The following is a 20,027-nucleotide window of genomic DNA, read 5'->3' on the forward strand; positions in this document are numbered from 1 at the left end:
CGGGAGAGCCAGTGAGCCCAGTGAAGCGTCCCACCATCGCCGACATCGCCGAGGCCGCGGGCGTCTCCAAGGGCGCCGTCTCCTACGCGCTGAACGGCAAGGCCGGGGTGTCCGAGCAGACCAGGGCGCGGATCCTGGAGATCGCCGGGCGGATGGGCTGGCACCCCAGCAGCGCCGCCCGCGCGCTGTCCAACAGCCGCAGCGGCGCGATCGGCCTGGTCGTCGACCGGCCCGCCTGGGTGCTGGGCATCGAGCCCTTCTTCATGCAGCTCATCTCCGGTGTCGAGGCCGGGCTCGCGTCCGGCGGCACCGCGCTGCTGCTCCAGGTCACCGAGGACGCGGGCGCCGAGGAGGCCGCCTACCGCCGCTGGTGGGGGGAGCGGCGGGTGGACGGGGTGCTGCTGGTCGACCTGCGCGAGGACGACCCGCGGCTCGGCCTGCTGCGCGAGCTTGAACTGCCGGGCGTCGTGGTGGGCCACGCGACGGGCGTCCCCGGCATCCCGTCGGTCTGGCTCAACGACGCGGAGGCGGTCCGCGAGACGCTGGCGTATCTCGCCGCGATGGGCCACCGCAGGATCGCCCGGGTCGCCGGTCCCGCGCGCTTCGTGCACACCCGGGAGCGCGGCGCGGCCTTCGACGCCGCCGCGGCCGAACTCGGCCTGACCGGCGGCGTGAGCTGCGTCCACACCGACTACTCCGGCGAGGACGGCGCCCGCGCCACCCGCCGCCTGCTGTCGGACGCCGAACGGCCGACGGCGATCGTGTACGACAACGACGTGATGGCCGTCGCCGCGCTCAGCGTCACCCAGGAGATGGGCATCCGCGTCCCGGCGGAACTCTCGCTCGTCGCCTGGGACGACAGCGAACTGTGCCGCCTCGTGCACCCGGCCCTCACCGCGGTCAGCCGCCGGGTGCCCGAATACGGCGAGCGGGCCGCGGAAGCGCTGCTCGCGCTGATCGACGGCCAGGACGTGGCCGACCAACTGCTGGAGGCACCCGCCCTGGTGCCGCGCGGCAGTACGGCGCCCGCCCCGCGCTGACCCCCGAACGTCCCCTTCTCCCTGCCTCCGGGCCCGCCGTGTAGGGAGCGCTCTCATTTCCTGCGGTCTGGACCAATGCTGCAGGTCACCCGTCCCGGTGCCGCAGAAAGCCGTGCGCGACGCATGGATCTTTCACGGCTGTTTCATCGTGTTACAGCGGTCCGTACGGTGTCGGATCCCTTGACGGCCTTGGGTCCCACGAGTTAAATCACGTCGCGATATAAGTCGTGAAACAAGGTGTGAAACAGGTGGGCACTCCACCTATGCCCACTTGATCATGTCAGGGCCATGCCATCTCAGTCGCAGAAAGGCAACCGGACCCATGAGCGCAGCAACCCGCCCCCACGCGGGCAGACGCCGCTTGCGGCGCACACTCGTCGGGATGCTCGCCGCCGCCGCGGCGGCCGTCACCCCCATGCTGGCCGTTCCGGCCACCGCGCACGCCGCCGGAGAGAGCGTGCAGGTCTATCTGACCACCACGTCCGACTCCGGCGGCCGCAACGTCGTCAAGGGCCTCGAACAGCAGGCGCCGATCTCCTTCACCACCGGCACCGGCGGCTCGGGCCAGAACGTCACCGTCGACGAGAACACCACCTACCAGCAGTTCACCGGCGGCGGCGCCTCGTTCACCGACACCGCCGCCTGGCTGATGAACTCCAGCGGCGCGCTGTCGGCGTCGACCCGCAACACGGTCATGCAGAAGCTGTTCGACCCGGTCAACGGCATCGGGCTCGGCTTCCTGCGCAATCCGATGGGCGCCTCCGACCTGGCCCGCGGCAACTACACCTACGACGACATGCCGGCCGGCCAGACCGACCCGTCGCTGGCGCACTTCAGCATCGCCCACGACCTGGCGGACGTGCTCCCGCTCACCAAGCAGGCCCGTCAGCTCAACCCCAACGTCAAGGTCATGGGCACCCCCTGGACCCCGCCGCCGTGGATGAAGGACAACGACGCGTACAGCCAGGGCTGGCTGGAGTCGCAGTACTACGCCGCCTACGCGCAGTACTTCGTCAAGTACCTCCAGGCGTACCAGGCGCAGGGCGTGCCGATCGACTACGTCACCGTGCAGAACGAGCCCACCTGCTGCGGCGGTTACCCGTCGGCGCAGTGGAACGGCTCCGGCCTGGCGTACTTCACCAAGACCAATCTGCTGCCCGCGCTGCACGCGGCGGGCCTGTCCACCAAGGTCCTGGCGCTGGACTGGAACTGGGACACGTACGACAGCTACGCGGCCCCGACCGTCACCGACGCGGCCATCCGCAACGACCCCAACTTCGGCGGTCTGGCCTGGCACGGCTACGGCGGCGACGTCGGCGAGCAGACCACGGTGCACAACCAGTACCCGAATCTGCCCGCCTTCGACACCGAGCACTCCGGCGGCACCTGGATCGGCAACCAGCAGAAGGAGGACATGCACAATCTGATCGACTACACCCGCAACTGGGGCCAGAGCTGGGTCAAATGGAGCCTGGCGGTCGACCAGAACATGGGGCCGCACAACGGCGGCTGCGGCACCTGCACCGGCCTGATCACCGTGCACAACGGCGACAGCCGCAGCGGACAGGTGGACTACACGATCGAGTACTACACGATGGGCCACCTCACGAAATTCGTGAAGCCCGGCGCGTACCGGATCGCCTCCACCGCCAACAGCAGCGTGCCGAACGTCGCCTGGCGCAACCCCGACGGGTCCAAGGCGCTCATCGCCTACAACGACACCTCGTCCGCGCAGACGATCCGCGCCAACTGGGGCAACGAGAACTTCTCGTACTCGCTGCCCGCCGGCGCCTCGGCCACCTTCACCTGGAACGGTACCCAGGGCACGGGCGGCGGCAACACGGGCGGCCACACCGGCACGATCACCGGCTACGGCGGCAAGTGCGTCGACGCCGCCGGGGCGAGCAGCGCCAACGGCACCGCGGTCCAGCTCTACGACTGCAACGGCACGAACGCCCAGCAGTGGACCGCCTCCGGCACCACTCTCCAGGTGCTCGGCAAGTGCCTCGACCTGACCAGCGGCGGCACCGCCAACGGCACCAAGGCGCAGCTCTACGACTGCAACGGCTCCGGCGCCCAGCAATGGACGCGCGGCGCCAACAACACACTGGTCAACCCGCAGTCGGGCAGATGCCTGGACGCGACGGGACCGAGCTCCGCCAACGGCACCCGGCTACAGATCTGGGACTGCACCGGAGCCGCCAACCAGCAGTGGAACGCGCCCGCCGCGTGACCACTGCCCGACCGTCCGGATCGGCGCCGGCGCCTGTGCCCGTACGGCGCCGATCCGGCACTGTCCTGACCGCGACGTAGGCTGTCGGCATCCAGCATCCCCGCTGATCACGAGCCGATCCCCGCCGACCGGCCGCCGATCGGCCGTCGCCGACGGAAGGCAGCCGCCGTGTTCGCCCTGCACGCACAGTGGAGAGCGGACCGGCGGCTCGCCCTGTGGGCGGAGCGCACGCCCGCACCCGACGACCCGGCCGCCGCGCCCGCGCACCCCTTCGCCGTGCCCGCCGCCGATGTCGTACGGCTGCTCGGCCCCGGCGGCCCCGGGCTCGCCTGGCTCGCGGGACGGGCCGCGCACGGCGCCCTCGACCTGCTGCTGCCCACTGCCGCCGGCCGCCCGTGCCCCTCGCCCGAGCTGCGCCTGCCGGCCGACGGGCGCCGCACCGCGCCCGTGCCCGCGCCGTGGACCGTGCCCGCCCTCCTCCTGCCGCCCGCCGAGGCCGCCCAGCTGCTCGGCGAACTCTCGCACGCCGGCCTCCCCGACCTGCCCTACGGCGCTTCCGTACGGTGGCTGGTGGCCGCGCACGACCTGGCCTGGCGCCTGGTCGGCCGTGGCAGGCTGCTGCCGGAACTCACCCGCGAGGACGGCGCCGCGCACGCCCGCTGGCGCCCCGCACCCGACGCCCCCGGCCACCAGGAGCTGGCCGGGCTGACCGCCGCGGTGCCGCCGATGCTCACCGCCGGACACGTGCCAGGACCGTCCGCCGCCGTACGGTCCGCGGCCGGGCTCACCGCGGACGTCGTGGGTGTGCTGCTGGACTGCGAGGCACGCGCGGCGCTCGACGACCTCGGGCCGCTGGTCAAGGGCGGCCGTACGGGCGGCGCGGCCGAGGCGTGGGCGGCGGCGCTCGGCACCGCCGACGGCCGGCTCCGGGAGGCCGACCCGGGGGAGACCGCCGCGCTCGGCGACCGGCTCGCCGCCTGGCACACCTCCGCCGCCGAGGACGACCAGCCGCTGCGCCTGTGCTTCCGGCTGACCGAACCGCACGGCGGCGACATCCGTACGGGCGAGCGCGGAAGCGACGTCAGTGGCGAGCGGGATGGCGATGAACATGTCGGGGGAGACGCCGATGACGACGGCTGGCGGCTGGACTTCCTGGTCCAGGCCGTGGACGAGCCGTCGCTCACCGTCGAGGCCGCCGAGCTGTGGACCCGCGGCCACGCCGTCACGGCGCTGTCGCGGTATGTGGACGACCCGCCGCAGACGGTCCTCACGGCGCTGACCCGCGCGGCCCGCACGTATCCGCGGCTGCGGACGGCCCTGGCGGGCGACAGTCCCTCCGGGCTGTGGCTCGACCGGGCCGGGGCGCTGGCCTTCCTGCGGGACGCGGCACCAGGGCTGGCCGGAGCCGGGTTCGGGGTGCTGGTCCCGTCCTGGTGGCAGCGCAAGCCCGCGCTCGGCCTGGCGCTGACCCTGCGGGAACCCCAGCCCGGGACGGTCGAGACGTCGAGCGTCGCCGACCGGGACTCGATCGTGGCCTTCCGCTGGCGGGCGGCGCTCGGCGACCTGACGCTCACCGAGAAGGAACTCACCGCGCTCGCCGCCGCCCGGCAGCCCCTGGTCCGGCTGCGCGGCCAGTGGACCGAGGTCGATCCCGCGCGGATCGCCGCCGTGCTCGCCTTCCTGGAGCGGGCGGGCAGCGGTGTGATGACCACCGGTCAGGCGCTGCGGATCGCCCTGGACCCGACCGCGGCCGAGGCGGGTCTGCCCATCACCGTCGTCCGGGTGGAGGAGGCGGCCGAGGAGTCCGCGGGCCGGGCCCGACGGCTCGCCGGCCTCGACGCGCTGCTGCGCGGCGGCGCCGACCACCGGCCGCGGCCCGTCGCCGTACCCGCCGGCTTCACCGCGACGCTGCGCCCGTACCAGCAACGCGGCCTCGACTGGCTCGTGTTCCTGTCCCGGCTCGGCCTCGGCGCCGTGCTCGCCGACGACATGGGGCTCGGCAAGACCGCGCAGACGCTCGCCTTGCTGGCCGTCGAACGCGGCCAGGACACCCAGGACATCCGGGACACCCAGGACATCCGGGACGTCGGGGACGCGCCGGACGCCGGAGCCGGAACGCCGTACGGGCCGACCCTCGTCGTCTGCCCGATGTCGCTGGTCGGCAACTGGCGGCGCGAGACGGCCGCCTTCGCCCCCGACCTGCGGGTGTACGTGCACCACGGTTCGGGCCGGCGCAGCGGTACGGAGCTGGCCGCGGCGGTAAGGGGCGCCGACCTGGTGATCACCACTTACGGACTGGTCCAGCGCGACCATGAGGCGCTGTCCGCCGTCACCTGGCGGCGGCTGGTCGTGGACGAGGCGCAAAGCGTCAAGAACAGCGCCACCCACCAGTACCGCGCGCTGCGCGCGCTCCCCGCACGCCACCGCGTCGCACTCACCGGCACCCCCGTGGAGAACCGGCTCGCGGAACTGCACGCGCTGCTCGACCTGGTGAACCCCGGGCTGTTCGGCAGCGCCGCCGCCTTCAAGGAGCGGTACGCGATCCCGGTCGAGCGGGACGGCGACGCCGCCGTCGCCGCCGAACTGCGCCGCCGCACCGGGCCATTCGTACTGCGCCGGCTGAAGTCGGACCCGGCGATCGCCCGCGAGCTGCCCGAGAAGCAGCGGATCAAGGTGGTGTGCAATCTGACCGCCGAGCAGGCCGCCCTCTACCGCGCGGTCGTCGCCGACATGCTGGCCCGGATCGACGAGACCCGCGGGCTGCGCCGCCGCGCCCACGTCCTGGCCGCCCTCGGCAGGCTCAAACAGGTCTGCAACCACCCCGCGCACTTCCTCGGCGACGGCTCCGCTCTGGCGGGGCGCTCGGGCAAACTCGCCCGTCTGGAGGAAACCCTGGAGGCGGCGCTCGCCGCCGGCGACAAGACGCTGTGCTTCACCCAGTACGCCGCCTTCGGCACCATGCTGCGGCCCTATCTGGCCCGGCGGCTCGGCACCGAGGTGCTGTTCCTGCACGGCGGCGCCCCGGCGCGCAGCCGTGAGGAGACGGTCGCCCGCTTCCAGGACGCCGAAGGCCCCGCCGTCTTCCTGCTCTCCCTCAAGGCGGGCGGCACCGGCCTCAATCTCACCGCCGCCCGCCAGGTCGTCCACATCGACCGCTGGTGGAATCCCGCCGTCGAGGACCAGGCCACCGACCGCGCCTTCCGGATTGGCCAGCCCCGCGACGTGCAGGTCCGCACCTTCGTCTGCGCCGGCACCGTCGAGGAGCGCATCGACACCATGATCGAGTCCAAACGCGCCCTCGCCGACGCCGCCGTTTCCTCCGTCCCCGCCGCGGACGCGTCGGCCGCCTCCTGGCTGGCCGACCTCACCACGGCCGAACTCCGCGACGCCCTGGGCCTGTCGGAGGAGGAGGCGGTGAGCGAATGACACCCGCACGGCGTGTCGTCGGACGCCCGCCCGCATCCACTCGGCGCCGGGCCGGCGTCGCGGGACACGGGGCCCGGACATGAGCGGCGCACGCGACAGCGGCCACGCCGGGCGCAGTTGGGCCGACCGGCTCGGCGCGCGCCTCGGGCACACGGGCGGGCCAGGGACCGGGCGGGTGAGCGGGCTCGCCGTGGCGCCGGGCCTGGTGACGGCACTGGTCGAGGACGGGGCGCCGCGGCCCTGGACCGTACGCGTGGAGCTGCCGGTGCTGAGCGACGACGAATGGCGGCGGGCCGCGCGCGCCCTGGTCGCCGACAGCGACGCCCGCGAGGAGCTGCTGGACGGCGAACTGCCGCCGGACGCCGACGCGGTGTTCGCCCGCGCCGGGCTGCCGCTGCTGCCGGTCGGTGCGGGCGAAGCGCACATGGTGTGCGACTGCCCCGGAGGACCGCTGCCGTGCGGTCACCTGACCGCCGTGCTCACCGCGCTCGGCGCCGCCTTCGACGCCGAACCCTTTCTGCTCACCACCTGGCGCGGCCGGGACCGCCGCGCCGTCCTGGACGCCGTACGCAACGGACCGTCCGCCGCGCAGGCGCAGGACCCGGCGGGCGACGGCGATGGCACCCCCGAGGACTTCTGGGGCGGCGGCGACCTGCCCGACCGGCGCATGGCGGGCCCGGCACCAGCGGTCGCCGAACTGGGCCGGCCGGCCGTGAGCGTACGCGGCCGGACCCTGTCCGAGACCCTCGCACCCGCGTACGAGGCGTTTCTGACCTGGTGACCCCCGGGTGAACGGCCGGGCCCCGGGTACCTCTCCCGAGCCGGTCGGGCGGAAGGCGGGAGTCACCCGACCGGGGACATGGCGACAGGCACGGTCTGCACGCCGTTCACCGGGCGCGGGCACACTCCAAGCGGGTCCTGACCCCCAAAACGGCCGGGAATCAGGCCCCTTGGCCGACCGTCACCGTCCCGCCGCCCGGGACCGGCGATTGACCCGGGTGGCCCTGTGCCGGTACGACGCGGGCCCCGCCGACGCCTAGTCTGGACAAACCGTCCCACTTCCCGCACCGCACCGACCCGCTTGAGGACCGTCCCGCTTCCCGCACCCAGCCACCTGCCGCACCGTCCCGCTCCCGAACCTTCGTACCGACCGCACCGTCCCGCTTCCCGCACTGCTACGCGTACCGTCCCCCGGCGGCCCCGGCCGTCGTACCGCATGCGACGAGGAGTCCCCCGTGTCCATCGCCCGCGACGAGGTCGCAGTCTGGCAGCGCAATTCCGTGCGGTCCGCCGCGATGCTGCTGCCGGTGGCCGCGGTCGCGGTGCTCGCCGCGAGCAAGTGGCCGATGATCGGCTCCAGCGCCGGCCGGCTGGGCGAGGCGGACGCCGCGTGGATGACCGTCGCGGTCTTCTTCGCCTGCATGACATGGGTCTGCTCGGCCACGGCACAGCAGGGCGCGGTGGTGCGCGCCCTGCCGCCCGGGCGGCTGCTGGCGGCGCAGTTCGCGGCCTCCGCGGCCAATCACGTGCTGCCCGCGGGCGTCGGCGGCAACGCCGTCAATCTGCGGTTCCTCGTGCGGCACGGCATGACGCCGTCGCGCTCGCTCGGCGCCCTCGCGGTCCGCGCGTCCGCCGCCGCGCTCAGCCGCGTCGTCCTGCTCCTCGCCCTCCTCGCGCTCTTCCCGAACGCCCTGCAACTGCACCGGGTGGCCCCGGACGGCTTCGTGCTGCCCGCCGACCCGATGGTGATCTCGGCCGTCGCGCTCGCGGTGCTCGTGGCCGGCTTCGTGGTCTGGCGGTACGCGGGCCGGGCGCGCGAGCGGGTGCGCGTCTTCCTGGCCTCGGTGGCCGAGGACGTGCGGACGCTGCACCGCGACCGGGCCCGGATCGCGGCCCTGTGGGGAGGGTCGCTGGCCTTCCCGATGATGCACGCGCTGGTGGTGGTCGCCGTGGTCCGGGCGGTGCACGCGCCGGTACCGGTCAGCGGCGTCCTGGTCGCGTACTTCTTCGCGAGCACCGCGGCGGGCTGGATGCCGACCCCGGCGGGGCTCGGGTCGCTCGACGCGGCGCTGGCCCTCGCGCTGGTCACCGCGGGCGCGGGCGGGGTGGCCGCGACCAGCGCGGTCCTCGGCTATCGCCTGGTCACGACCTGGCTGCCGCTGATCCCGGGTGTCGTGATGCTCGCCGTGCTCGTCAAGCGCCGCGAACTTTAAGGTACAGACCTTTGCCGGAAGCCTTGACTCACCTATGTGCCGCCATTTAAATCACGTCCTGAACTAAGACGTAAGCGAAGTCTCCCGGGGTGCTCCCGCACCTCGCTGTCTGTCAGGAGCATGCCCAAAACCGATTTCTGACGACCCTACCGAGGAGTCCGGCAATGTCGGCATCACCCCCCACCCGACGCATACGCCCCCTCGCGCTGCTGGCCGCCGCCGTCCTGCTGCTCTGCGGCTGGCTCCAGCAGACCGCGGCACCGCAGGCGGGCCACAGCGCGGCACGGCTCGACACCGCCCCCGCGGCGGCCACCGCGACCTTCACCGACGACTTCAACGGCCCCGCGGGAAGCGCGGTCGACAGCTCCAAATGGGGCTACGAGACCGGTGACAACGTCAACAACCACGAACGCGAGTACTACACCAGCGGTACCCACAACGCGGCGCTCGACGGCCAGGGCAACCTCGTCATCACCGCCCGCAAGGAGAATCCGGCCAACTACCAGTGCTGGTACGGGACCTGCCAGTACACCTCGGCCCGGCTGTCCACGCCGCAGAAGTTCACCCAGGCGTACGGCCACTTCGAGACCCGGATGAAACTGCCCCGCGGCCAGGGCATGTGGCCCGCCTTCTGGATGCTCGGCGGCGGCAACTGGCCGACCGACGGCGAGATCGACATCATGGAGAACGTCGGCTTCGAGCCGGGCAGCGTGCACGGCACCATCCACGGCCCCGGCTACTCCGGCGCCAACGGCATCGGCGCCGGATACACCCTGCCGAACGGCCAGAGCTTCTCCGACGGCTTCCACACCTTCGCCGTCGACTGGGCGCCGAACTCCATCAAGTGGTCCGTGGACGGCAACGTCTACGAGACCCGCACCCCCGCCGACCTCGGCGGCAACCGCTGGGTGTTCGACCACCCCTTCTACCTCATCATGAACCTCGCGGTCGGCGGCTACTGGCCCGGCGACCCGAACTCGAGCACCACCTTCCCGCAGCAGCTCGTCGTGGACTACGTCCATGTCACCACCGGCGACAGCTCAGGCGGCAACCCCGGCACCGGCCACGCCATCACCGGCATCGGCGGCAAGTGCGTCGACATCGCGGGCGCCAGCAGCGCCAACGGCACCGCCGTCCAGCTCTACGACTGCAACGGCACCTCCGCCCAGTCCTGGACGGTCGGCTCCGACGGCACGATTCGCGCGCTCGGCAAGTGCCTGGACATCACGGCGGCCGGCACCGCCAACGGCACCAAGACGCAGCTCTACGACTGCAACGGCACCAACGCCCAGAAGTGGACCGTGACCGCCGCCCACGACATCGTCAATCCGGCGTCCAACCGATGCCTCGACGCGACCGGCAACAGCTCCGCCAACGGCACCAGGCTCCAGATCTGGGACTGCACCGGGGGCGCCAACCAGAAATGGACCGTGACCGGCTGATGCGCAAGACCACCACACTCCTGGCCGCCGGCGCCCTCGCCGCAGGCACCCTGACCGCCCTCGGCATCAGCCAGGCGTCCGGCGCCGACGCCACCGGCGCGATCACCGGCTACGGCGGCAAGTGCGTCGACATCGCGGCGGCGAGCAGCGCCAACGGCACCGCCGTCCAGCTCTACGACTGCAACGGCACCTCCGCCCAGTCCTGGACCGTCTCCTCCGACGGCAGCCTGCGCGCGCTCGGCAAGTGCATGGACGTGACCGCGGCCGGCACCGCCAACGGCACCAAGGTGCAGCTGTACGACTGCAACGGCACCAACGCGCAGAAGTGGACGGCGAGCAACGGCGCGCTGGTCAACGCCGGTTCCGGCCGCTGCCTGGACGCGACGGGCCCCAGCTCCGCCAACGGCACCCGCTTGCAGATCTGGGACTGCGCGGGCTCCGCCAACCAGAAGTGGACGCTGCCCACCGGCGGCGGCACCCCGCCGACCACCCCGCCCAGCGGCGGCACCGGCGTCCAGGCGGTCGCGCCGTACCTCTACAACGGCTGGGGCAACCCGCCGGACCCGACGACGATCATGAACGCCACCGGCGTGAAGTGGTTCACGCTCGCCTTCGTGCTCAGCAACGGCTCCTGCAACCCGCAGTGGGACGGCGGCCGGGCGCTGACCGGCGGCGTCGACCAGAACACCATCAACAAGATCCGCGCGGCCGGCGGCGACGTCGTCCCGTCCTTCGGCGGCTACAGCGGCAACAAGCTGGAGGAGTCCTGCACCAGCGCGAGCGCGCTGGCCGGCGCCTACCAGAAGGTCATCAACGCCTACGGCCTCAAGGCGATCGACATCGACATCGAGGCCAGTGCGTACAGCAACGGCACCGTCCAGCAGCGCACGGTCGACGCGCTGAAGACCATCAAGGCCAACAACCCGGGCATCGTGGAGTACGTCACCATCGGCACCGGGCAGAGCGGCCCCGACACCGGCCTGATCAACAAGGCCGCCGCCTCGGGGCTGACCGTCGACAGCTGGACGATCATGCCGTTCGACTTCGGCGGCGCGGGCCAGAACATGGGCACCCTCACCACCCGGGCCGCCGACGGCCTGAAGAACGCCCTGAAGAGCGCCTACGGGTACACCGACGACCAGGCGTACCGGCACAGCGGCATCTCCTCGATGAACGGCATCACCGACAACAACGAGACCGTCACCGTCGCCGACTTCCGCACCATCCTCGGCTACGCCCAGCAGCACCACCTGGCCCGGCTGACCTTCTGGTCCGCCAACCGGGACCGGCCCTGCCCCGGCGGTTACCCGAACGACGACACCTGCTCCGGCGTTTCGCAGTCGGCGTGGGACTTCACCCGCACCTTCGCGCAGTACGGCGGCTGACCCCGCCCCTGGGCCGCGGGTGGCACCCCCGCGATGGCTCTCCGCTCCCCGGCCGTGTAGGCATGGTTCCCGCGATGCACCATGCTGCGGCCGGGGAGCGGAGGCACGTCACCGATGACATCCATGGACAGCGCACAGCCGGGCGGCCCGGGACCGGGCAGCGTCATGGTCGTGGACGACGACGCGGCGGTCCGCCGCTCGCTCGGCCGCGCCCTGCGGCTGCGCGGCTTCACCGTCACCGAGGCCGACGGGGGAGCGGCCGCGCTCGACCTGCTCGCCCGCACCCCGCCGGACATCCTCGTCCTGGACATCTCCATGCCCGATGTGGACGGCATCGAGGTGTGCCGGACGCTGCGCGCGGGCGGCGACGACCTGCCGGTCCTGGTGCTCTCCGCCCTGGACGAGGTCGCCGACCGGGTCGCCGGACTCCAGGCGGGCGCCGACGACTACCTCGTCAAACCCTTCGCCCTCGAAGAGCTGGTGCTGCGGCTGCACGCCCTGCTGCGCCGCAGGCCGCCACGACCCGACGGCCAGGTCCGCGCCTGCGGTCTCGTCCTCGACCCGGCCGCCCGCACCGCCGCGCGCGACGGCGAACCGCTGGAACTGACCCGCAGGGAGTTCGAACTCCTGGAATTCCTGGTCCGCAACGCCGGCCTGGTGCTCACCCGCGACCAGCTCCTCGACCGCGTGTGGGGGTATGACTTCGACGTCCGCACCGACGCCGTCGACACCTTCGTCAGCTATCTGCGCAAGAAGCTGGAGGCGGGCGGGCGCCCGCGCGTGCTGCACACCGTGCGGGGCGTCGGATTCGTCCTGCGGGACGACGAACGCGGGAATCAGGGCGGCCGTGAGCGTGGCGACGACCGGTCGCACGGCGACGGCCGGGGGAGGACCCCATGAGGCTGTCCACCCGGATCGCGCTGGCCGTCACCGTCCTCGTGCCACTGCTCGTCCTCGCCTCCGGCTGGATCATGGTCCGGCTGGTCGGCCACGATGTGCACGCCCAGGCCGACGCGCACCTGCGGCAACGGGCCGCGGCCGTACGCCCCGACGCCCGCAATCTCCTGCGGGCCATGGCCAACGACCGGTCGGCCGCGGTGGAACAGGCCAAGCAGCGCAAGCTGTTCGCCGCCGCGCTCGACGTCGGCATCCGCGTCACGGGCACCGAGGGCACCGTCACCGAAGGTCCGCAGCCCGCGCTCGACCGGCCGCTGCCCGCGCCCGCCGACGCCGGCCACCCGGTCACCTTCCGCGCCGACGGCGCCAGCTGGCGGGTGCTCGCGGTACCGATCGGCGTGGTCAAGCCCGCCGCGAAGGGCACGCTGTGGCTGTTCTCGCCGGACACCGCGGGCCAGGAGCAGATCAGCCGGGTGCGCCGCAGGATCGTCACCGTCGCCCTGCTCACCGCGTCCGTCGCGGGCGCCGCGGCCTGGCTCGCCGTCACCCGCGCCGCGCTCCCGCTGCGCCGCCTCCAGCGCCGGGCGAGCGGCATCGATCCGCGCGTCAGCTCCGCCCGCCTCGACCACACGCCCACCGGAGTCACCGAGGTCGACGAACTGGCCCACAGCCTCCGGACGGTCCTGGCCCGCTACGACGAGCAGGCCGCCCGTACCGAGGAGGCGCTGGCCACCGCGCGGTCCTTCTCCGCCGCCGCCTCGCACGAGTTGCGCAACCCCCTGATGAGCATGCGGATCAATCTCGACGTGCTGGACGGCGGCCCCGAGCCCGGCGCGACCGAACGCGCCGAGATCGTCGCGGACCTGCGCGCCGAGCACACCCGGCTGCTCGGGCTGCTGGTCATGCTGCGCGCCCTGGCCCAGGGCGACCTCGTCGAGGCCGACGCCTTCGTACCCGTCGACCTCGCGGACCTGCTGCACGCCGCCGTCGCCGACCTGCGGCGCGAACACCCGCACGTCCGGGTCGCACTGCACGCCCCGCCGGGCCTGCGGGTGCACGGCTGGCCCCAGGGCCTGCGCTCGGCCGTCGACAATCTGCTGCTCAACGCGGCGGTGCACGGCGCCGGAGGCGCGCGCGACGGTACGGGCGGGGCCGGTGCGGAATCCGGCGGTACGAGGGCCGGTGTCGGGGGGCAGTACGGCGATACGGCGCTGATCGAGGTCACCCTCGCCCCGGGCACCGACCCGGCGGCGCCCGCGGCGGTGCTGACCGTGGACGACCACGGGCCCGGGGTGCCGCCCGCCGCCCGGCAGGAGATCTTCCAGCGCTTCCGGCGCCGCCCCGACAGCCCCGGCTCCGGGCTCGGCCTCGCCCTGGTGGGGCAGCAGATCGCGCTGCACGGCGGCCGGATCACGGCCGGCGACCGGCCGGGCGGCCCCGGCGCACGGTTCACCGTGGTGCTGCCGCTGCGGCCCGCCGGGGACCCGCTGCCGGGCGGGCGCGACTGGCTGGCGGGCGCGTCGGCGGGGGAGCCGCGATAACCGGAGAAAGCCCGGCCCGCCCGCCCACAAGGTTTCCACAAAGACGCTTCCTAACCTCCGGCACGACCGGTGGACGCCGACACAGCGGCGCCCGCCGGCCGAGCACTGCACACCGGATACCGACGCACCACGCAGAAACGTCCCGGAGGAAGCCATGCGCACCACCCGTACCGCCGTCGCGGCAACCGCCGCCGTCGCCGCGCTGCTCACCGCGGCCGGGACCGCCGCCGCGGACACCGCGAGCCCCTCGACCACGCCGTCGGGCGCGCCGTCCACCGCGCACAAGGCGCAGAAGGCACCGAAATTCCGCAAGGCGCCCACCGGCGACGGCGCCCGCGCGCTGTGCAAGCGGGTGCCCAGGATCGACGCACGGATCGACCGCGCCCTGGCCCGGCTGAACGGTCCCGACACCGAACTCGGGTCCGTCGCCCGGCTGCAGAAGCGGGTCGACAACGCGAACGCGGCGGGCGACACCGCCGTCGCCACGTATCTCAAGGACAAGCTGACGTACCGCAAGTCGCTGGTGCCGACGCTGAATCAGCGCAGCACGGACCTGGACGCCGTCCGCACCTGGTGCGGCACGCAGGACTTCACGGCGAAGGGCGCCACGAAGTGACCGCGTCGGCCCCTTCTTCGGCCACCTCCTCTGTCCGCCGGGCCGGGGCCCGGCTCCGGGCGCGTACGGCCGTCGCGCTGACCGCCTGCGCGGTCGCCGGGGTGCTGGTCACCGGCTGCGGCGGCTCGGGGAGTTCGGCTGGGCCCGCGCCGTCCGGCACCCCGGCGGGTGCGTCGGCCGGCGGCTCCACCGGGACGGGCGCCGACTCGCCCGCGCCCTCGGACGCCGACCTCGCCCGGATGAAGAAGCTGGTGGACAGCGCCGATTCGGCCGCCGCCGCGGCAGAGTCCGACGCGGCGGGCGACAAATGACGCGGCGCGGCACCGGCCGAAGGGCCGCGTACGGCGGCTACTTGGCGTCCGCGTAGCACCGCACCGCGTGCGTCTCCAGCGGGAACGGCACCGGAGCGGCGCCGAAGACCAGGCGGCGGGCCTCGTCGCCCGCCGCCGTCACGGCCGCCTCGACCGCGGGCGCGAGCGCGGCCGGGGCGTGCACGATCACCTCGTCGTGCTGGAAGAACACCAGCCGTGGCTCCGGCCCGATCGCGGTCAGCCGGCGGCGCAGCGACGCCAGCATGGCCAGCGCCCAGTCCGAAGCGCTCGCCTGGATCACGAAATTGCGGGTGAAGCGGCCCCACGAGCGGGCCGCCCGCCGGTCCGGCGACGCGCCGTCCCCCGGGTCCGCCGTCTCGTCCAGAAACCGGTCGGCGGACGGCGCGGGCGACGTACGGCCGAGCCGCGACCGTACGATCCCGCCCGCCTCGCCGGTCCGCGCGGCGGCCTCCACCAGGGCGAGCGCGTCAGGGAAGCGGCGGCGCATCACCGCGAGCAACTGGCCCGCCTCACCGCTGGTCTGGCCGTACATCGCGGCGAGCAGCGCGATCTTGGCGCGCGGCCGGTCGCCCGCGAAGGCGTTACGGGCCAGCGCCGCGTACAGATCGCCGTCGGCGGCGGCCGCCGCCAGCCCCTTGTCGCCGGACATCGCGGCCAGTACGCGCGGCTCCAACTGCCCCGCGTCGGCGACGATCAGCCGGTGCCCGGGGTCGGCGACCACCGCGGAGCGCAGCAGCCGCGGGATCTGCAGCGCGCCGCCGCCGCGGGTCGCCCACCGCCCCGACACCACACCGCCGACCACGTACTCGGGCCGGAAGCGGCCGTCGCGCACCCAGCTCTCCCGCCAGGCCCAGCCGTGCGCGGCATGGATCCGGGACAGTTCCTTGTAGCGCAGCAGCAGGGCCGCTGCCGGATGGTCGACATCACGCAGCTCGTGGGAGCGGGTCGACGTCAGATGCACGCCGACCCGGGCGAAGGCGGGCAGCATCTGGGCGGGGGAGTCGGGATTGACCGGACGGCCCAGCGCCTCCTGGATCCTGCCCGCCAACTCGCTCAGCAGCGTTGGCCGTACCCCGCCGGCGGGCCGCGGGCCGAGCAGGCCGGTCAGCAGCGCGTCGTGCGCGTCGGCGCTCCACGGCAGCCCGTCGCGGCCCATCTCGACGGCGGCCAGCGCGCCCGCGGACTCCGCGGCGCACAGCAGCCGCGTCCGGTCCGGATGCTCGCCGCCTGAGATCCGCCGCTGCTGCGCGGCGTGCACCTCGACCAGCGCCGCCAACGGGTCGAGATCCTGCGGCAGATGACGCCGGTCGGCGGCGAACAGCACCGGCTGGTCGTCCGCGCCCGGCTCCGGCGCGTCCTCCGGCTCCGGCAGGCCGTGCAGCCGGGCCCACGCCGCCCCGAGCGAACGCGGCCGCCGGTGCCTGCCCTCCTGGCCGAGCAGCAGCGACTCGACGAGCTTCACGTCGTGGCAGCGCGCGGGGCGCACCGCGCCGCGGTCGAGCAGCCACGGGTAGACCTCGTCGGTGGCCGCCCACACCCAGCGCGGCGCCTGCGCCGCCTCCAGCCGCGCCACCTCCGCGGCCAGGTCGTCCACCGCCGTCACCTGCCCGGCCGACGCGCCGTCCTCCGCGAGCGCGCACAACCGGCCGCCGGACCCGACCGGATCGGGCACCACGGCGATCCGCGTGACGGAGGCGACGGCTGTACTCACCGTTCGAGCGTAGGCGCGACCACTGACAACGCGGCGTGACGCGTCCGCCGGCGCGTACCGGGCGGACCGGCGTGAGTAGGGTCGTGACCGTGAGCGAACCGGACTTCATACGGACCGCCAGAACCTCCTACGACACCCTGGCGGCGGATTACGCGGACGGATTCCGTACGGAGCTGGATGCCAAACCGCTGGAGCGGGCGATGCTCGCTGCCTTCGCGGAGCTGGTGCGTGTGGGCGGCGGCGGGCCGGTCGCCGACATCGGCTGCGGCCCCGGACATGTCACGGCGCATCTGCGGCGGTCGGGCCTGGACGCGTTCGGCATCGACCTGTCACCGGGGATGGTCGCGGCGGCCCGGCGGGACAACCCGGGGCTTCGCTTCGAGGTCGGCTCGATGACCGGCCTGGACCTGCCCGACGGCGGGCTCGGCGGCATCGTGGCGATGTACTCGGTCATCCATCTGCCCACCGACCGGCTCCCGGCGGCCTTCGCCGAATTTCACCGGGTGCTGGCGGCTCGCGGCCTGGTGCTGCTCACCTTCCAGGTGGGGGATCAATCGCTGCACAAGTCGGAGATGCTCGGCCGGGACGTCGACCTCGACTACTACTGGCGGCGGCCGGAGACACTGGCCGCGGCGCTGGCGGAGACCGGTTTCGACATCGTGGCGCGGCTGGTCCGCGAGCCGGTCGCGGACGTGGAGGCGATGGACCGGGCCTGCCTGATCGCCCGCAAGCGCGGCTGAGCGGACGTCCTGGCCCGGGCCCTGATCCTGGTCCTGCCGCTTCGGGCGTGCGGCATCCCGCATCCCGCGTGCGGCGTCCCGGCTTCTGTCGCGCCGGCGTCCGGACACGGCGAGGCCGCGCCCCGGCCCGGCGGTCGGTGTCGTCCGCCGTGGGCCGGGAACGCGGCCTCGCTGTGTGTCGTCGGCTTCGTGCCGCCGTGCGGTCAGGGCGCTCCGCCGTCAGCTGCGTGCGGCCCCGGAGCGGCGGTCAGGAATTCTGCTGGGCCTCCTCGACCGACTTGCGCACCTCGTCCATGTCGAGGGCGCGCGCCTGCGCGATGACGTCCTCCAGCGCGGGCGCGGGCAGGGCGCCCGGCTGCGCGAAGACCGCGACCTTGTCCCGGACGATCATCAGCGTCGGGATCGACTGGATCTGGAAGGCGGCGGCCAGCTCGGGCTGCGCCTCCGTGTCGACCTTCGCGAAGACCAGGTCCTGGTGGGTCTCCGAGGACTTGTCGTAGACCGGCGCGAACATCTTGCACGGCCCGCACCAGTCGGCCCAGAAGTCGATGAGGACGAAATCGTTCGACGACACGACCTCGTCGAAATTCTCCTTGGTCAGCTCCACAGTGCTCATGCCCCCACAACGGGTGGCGGTCGCGGGAAATTCCTGGCCCGGCGCGGCGTGCGACGGACCTGCGGGAGTTCACTCATACGAGTGGTGGGGGCGGGCGGTGCAGTGGCGTCCCGGCGGCCCGAGTCGTTGGTCGGGCTATGGCAGCAACGCAATGGATCCCGGTAAGTCCGGACATCCCGGAAGACGACAGTGCCGAGAGCGCGAGCGGCGCGCAGCAGATGTGGCGTCCCTCCCGTGCGGGAACGGTTCTGCAGCAGAGCGTGGACGCCCCGGTGTTCGCGGAACTCGCCGACCAGTGGCGGTCCGCGGGCCGGATGGTCCCCGGCCAGACGGACACCGAATGGGCGGAGCTGGTCGGCCGCATCCCGCGGCTGACCGGAGTCTGACGGGCCCGGCCCGGCTCCGTACGGCTTCCGCTCCCGGGCCGGTACGGGGCCGGTCCGCCGCGTCCGCCGCGTCCGCCGTGTCCGCTGTGTCCGCTGTGTCCGCTGTGTCCGGCGTGCGCGGCTTCACGGCAGCGGCCGGGGCGGCGGCGGACCCTGGTACGTGCCGCTGAGCCGCATCCGCAGCGGGCGTTCCTGGTACTCCTCCAGCGCGTGCGCGATCCAGCCCGCCGTGCGCGCCACCGAGAAGACCGTCTCGCCGGCCTCCGGGGGCATCGCGGCCGACACCGACAGCACCGCGAGTGCCAGGTCGACATTGGGGAACAGCGGGGTGTGCCGGGCCGCCGTCGTCCCGATGTCACGGGCCGCCGCCAGGGCGTCGGCGGCGGCGGGCACCCGGCCGAGCAGGTGGAACAGCAGCCGGGCTCGCGGGTCCTCGCCCCGGTAGAGCCGGTGCCCGAGGCCGGGGACCCGCTGCCCGGCCCGCAGCCGTTCGGCCACCACCGGGCCGGCACTGCCGCGCTCCAGCACCTCGGCGAGCATCCGGTGCGCCATTGCGCTGGCCTGGCCGTGCAGCGGCCCGTCGAGCGCGCCGAGCCCCGCCGACACCACCGCGTAAGGGTGCGCGCGGGCCGAGGCCGCGACCCGCGCGGCCAGCGTCGAGGCGGCCAGGTCGTGGTCGACGAGCAGTGCGAGCGCCGCGTCCAGCACCCGCAGCGACGCCTCGTCCGCGGGCAGCGCCGTCAGCCGCGACCACAGCCGCCAGGCCAGCCGTCCCTCGCCGCGGTGGGCCCGCCCGGCCTCGGGCAGCGCGCCCACCAGCGTCGGGATCAAGCCGCGCGCCGAGCCCAGCACGGCGTCCTGCGACAGGTCGAAGCGCAACGGGTCAGCGGTGGCCGCGGCGAGGACGGCGACCCGCAGCCGGTCCATCGGGCCGCAGCCCGCGGGCAGCGCGTCGCCCGCGCTGCGGGCCGCCGCCAGCAGCGGTTCTGGCGCCGTGAAGCGGATTCCGCGGCGCAGCTCCCCGGTCCACAGCCATTCGGCGACCTCCTCGAAGCCGTACGCGGAGGCGAGCCCCGTCGCCTCGACGCCGCGGAACCAGAGCGCGTCGCCCTCGATCAACGTGATGCCGGTACGGATCCGGCCCCAGCCGCCACCGCCGTCCGGAGCGGCGTCCTGGCCGGCCGCCGCGGGCCGGGCGCGGGCCGCGAGCGCCGCGACCTCCGCGGGATCGAAGGTGCTGCCCCGGCCGCCCTCGGCCCGGCGGCTGGTGAGCAGGCCGCGGCTCACATACGCGTACAGCGTCTCCGGCTTCACGCCGAGCCGCGCGGCGGCTTCCCGGGTGGTGATCCGGTCCGCGGACTGATCCGTCATGGCCCCACCGTATCTGGACCGGACGACGAATACACATTGATTGAATCAATATTGACAGCATTGAAATCAATGATGGAC

The 20,027-nt window shown here is 73.7% G+C and carries 16 protein-coding genes; 13 read left to right on the top strand and 3 right to left on the bottom strand.

Going from position 1 to position 20,027, the window contains the following annotated elements; all coding sequences use genetic code 11:
- The first annotated feature begins 20 nt into the window (after positions 1-20).
- The 11 genes from BM076_RS02615 (at position 21) to BM076_RS02665 (ending at position 15,104) form a co-directional block, all read left to right on the top strand.
- On the top strand, positions 21-1,040 hold the full coding sequence (locus BM076_RS02615) for a LacI family DNA-binding transcriptional regulator (protein ID WP_093711639.1): 1,020 nt from the start codon (positions 21-23) through the stop codon (positions 1,038-1,040).
- Between the two features lie 322 nt (positions 1,041-1,362).
- Entirely contained in the window at positions 1,363-3,273 is a 1,911-nt protein-coding gene (locus BM076_RS02620; RefSeq protein WP_093711640.1) for a ricin-type beta-trefoil lectin domain protein, read from the top strand.
- 168 nt (positions 3,274-3,441) lie between these two features.
- A complete protein-coding gene (locus BM076_RS02625) occupies positions 3,442-6,699 on the top strand; it encodes a DEAD/DEAH box helicase (protein ID WP_093711641.1) in 3,258 nt (1,085 codons plus the stop codon).
- A gap of 79 nt (positions 6,700-6,778) precedes the next feature.
- Positions 6,779-7,480: an SWIM zinc finger family protein gene (locus BM076_RS02630; protein ID WP_143120506.1), complete on the top strand. Its 702-nt coding sequence runs from the start codon at positions 6,779-6,781 to the stop codon at positions 7,478-7,480.
- A 454-nt stretch (positions 7,481-7,934) separates the two neighbouring features.
- Positions 7,935-8,912: a lysylphosphatidylglycerol synthase transmembrane domain-containing protein gene (locus tag BM076_RS02635; protein ID WP_245795654.1), complete on the top strand. Its 978-nt coding sequence runs from the start codon at positions 7,935-7,937 to the stop codon at positions 8,910-8,912.
- Between the two features lie 164 nt (positions 8,913-9,076).
- Positions 9,077-10,354: a glycoside hydrolase family 16 protein gene (locus BM076_RS02640; protein WP_093711643.1), complete on the top strand. Its 1,278-nt coding sequence runs from the start codon at positions 9,077-9,079 to the stop codon at positions 10,352-10,354.
- Positions 10,354-11,739: a chitinase gene (locus BM076_RS02645; RefSeq protein WP_093711750.1), complete on the top strand. Its 1,386-nt coding sequence runs from the start codon at positions 10,354-10,356 to the stop codon at positions 11,737-11,739. Before BM076_RS02640 ends, BM076_RS02645 begins: the two co-directional genes overlap by 1 nt.
- A 114-nt stretch (positions 11,740-11,853) precedes the next feature.
- Positions 11,854-12,639 (top strand): response regulator transcription factor, encoded by a 786-nt coding sequence (locus BM076_RS02650; RefSeq protein ID WP_407640606.1) that lies wholly within the window; start codon positions 11,854-11,856, stop codon positions 12,637-12,639.
- Positions 12,636-14,177 (top strand): sensor histidine kinase, encoded by a 1,542-nt coding sequence (locus tag BM076_RS02655; RefSeq protein ID WP_093711645.1) that lies wholly within the window; start codon positions 12,636-12,638, stop codon positions 14,175-14,177. Before BM076_RS02650 ends, BM076_RS02655 begins: the two co-directional genes overlap by 4 nt.
- 154 nt (positions 14,178-14,331) lie before the next feature.
- Positions 14,332-14,793: a hypothetical protein gene (locus tag BM076_RS02660; RefSeq protein WP_093711646.1), complete on the top strand. Its 462-nt coding sequence runs from the start codon at positions 14,332-14,334 to the stop codon at positions 14,791-14,793.
- Positions 14,790-15,104 (top strand): hypothetical protein, encoded by a 315-nt coding sequence (locus BM076_RS02665; protein WP_093711647.1) that lies wholly within the window; start codon positions 14,790-14,792, stop codon positions 15,102-15,104. The genes BM076_RS02660 and BM076_RS02665 overlap by 4 nt, the downstream gene beginning before the upstream one ends.
- A 37-nt stretch (positions 15,105-15,141) precedes the next feature.
- On the opposite strand, the gene BM076_RS02670 is transcribed toward BM076_RS02665, so the two are convergent.
- Complete coding sequence (locus BM076_RS02670) at positions 15,142-16,836, bottom strand: bifunctional 3'-5' exonuclease/DNA polymerase (RefSeq protein WP_245795655.1); 1,695 nt, start codon at positions 16,834-16,836, stop codon at positions 15,142-15,144.
- Positions 16,837-16,925: 89 nt separating this feature from the next.
- Here BM076_RS02670 and BM076_RS02675 point away from each other — a divergent pair, with 89 nt between their 5' ends.
- Positions 16,926-17,576: a class I SAM-dependent DNA methyltransferase gene (locus BM076_RS02675; RefSeq protein ID WP_093711752.1), complete on the top strand. Its 651-nt coding sequence runs from the start codon at positions 16,926-16,928 to the stop codon at positions 17,574-17,576.
- Positions 17,577-17,823: 247 nt separating this feature from the next.
- Here the strand turns inward: BM076_RS02675 and trxA are convergent, their stop codons facing one another.
- On the bottom strand, positions 17,824-18,192 hold the full coding sequence (gene trxA, locus BM076_RS02680) for a thioredoxin (RefSeq protein WP_093711648.1): 369 nt from the start codon (positions 18,190-18,192) through the stop codon (positions 17,824-17,826).
- 137 nt (positions 18,193-18,329) lie between these two features.
- Here trxA and BM076_RS35930 point away from each other — a divergent pair, with 137 nt between their 5' ends.
- The gene (locus BM076_RS35930) at positions 18,330-18,578 is read left to right on the top strand and encodes a hypothetical protein (RefSeq protein WP_143120507.1); all 249 of its coding nucleotides are present in this window, start codon (positions 18,330-18,332) and stop codon (positions 18,576-18,578) included.
- 123 nt (positions 18,579-18,701) lie between these two features.
- Here the strand turns inward: BM076_RS35930 and BM076_RS02685 are convergent, their stop codons facing one another.
- Entirely contained in the window at positions 18,702-19,949 is a 1,248-nt protein-coding gene (locus BM076_RS02685) for a citrate/2-methylcitrate synthase (protein WP_093711649.1), read from the bottom strand.
- Positions 19,950-20,027: the final 78 nt, after the last annotated feature.

The organism is Actinacidiphila alni (genome assembly GCF_900112845.1).
GTDB classification, from domain to species: Bacteria; Actinomycetota; Actinomycetes; order Streptomycetales; family Streptomycetaceae; genus Actinacidiphila; species Actinacidiphila alni.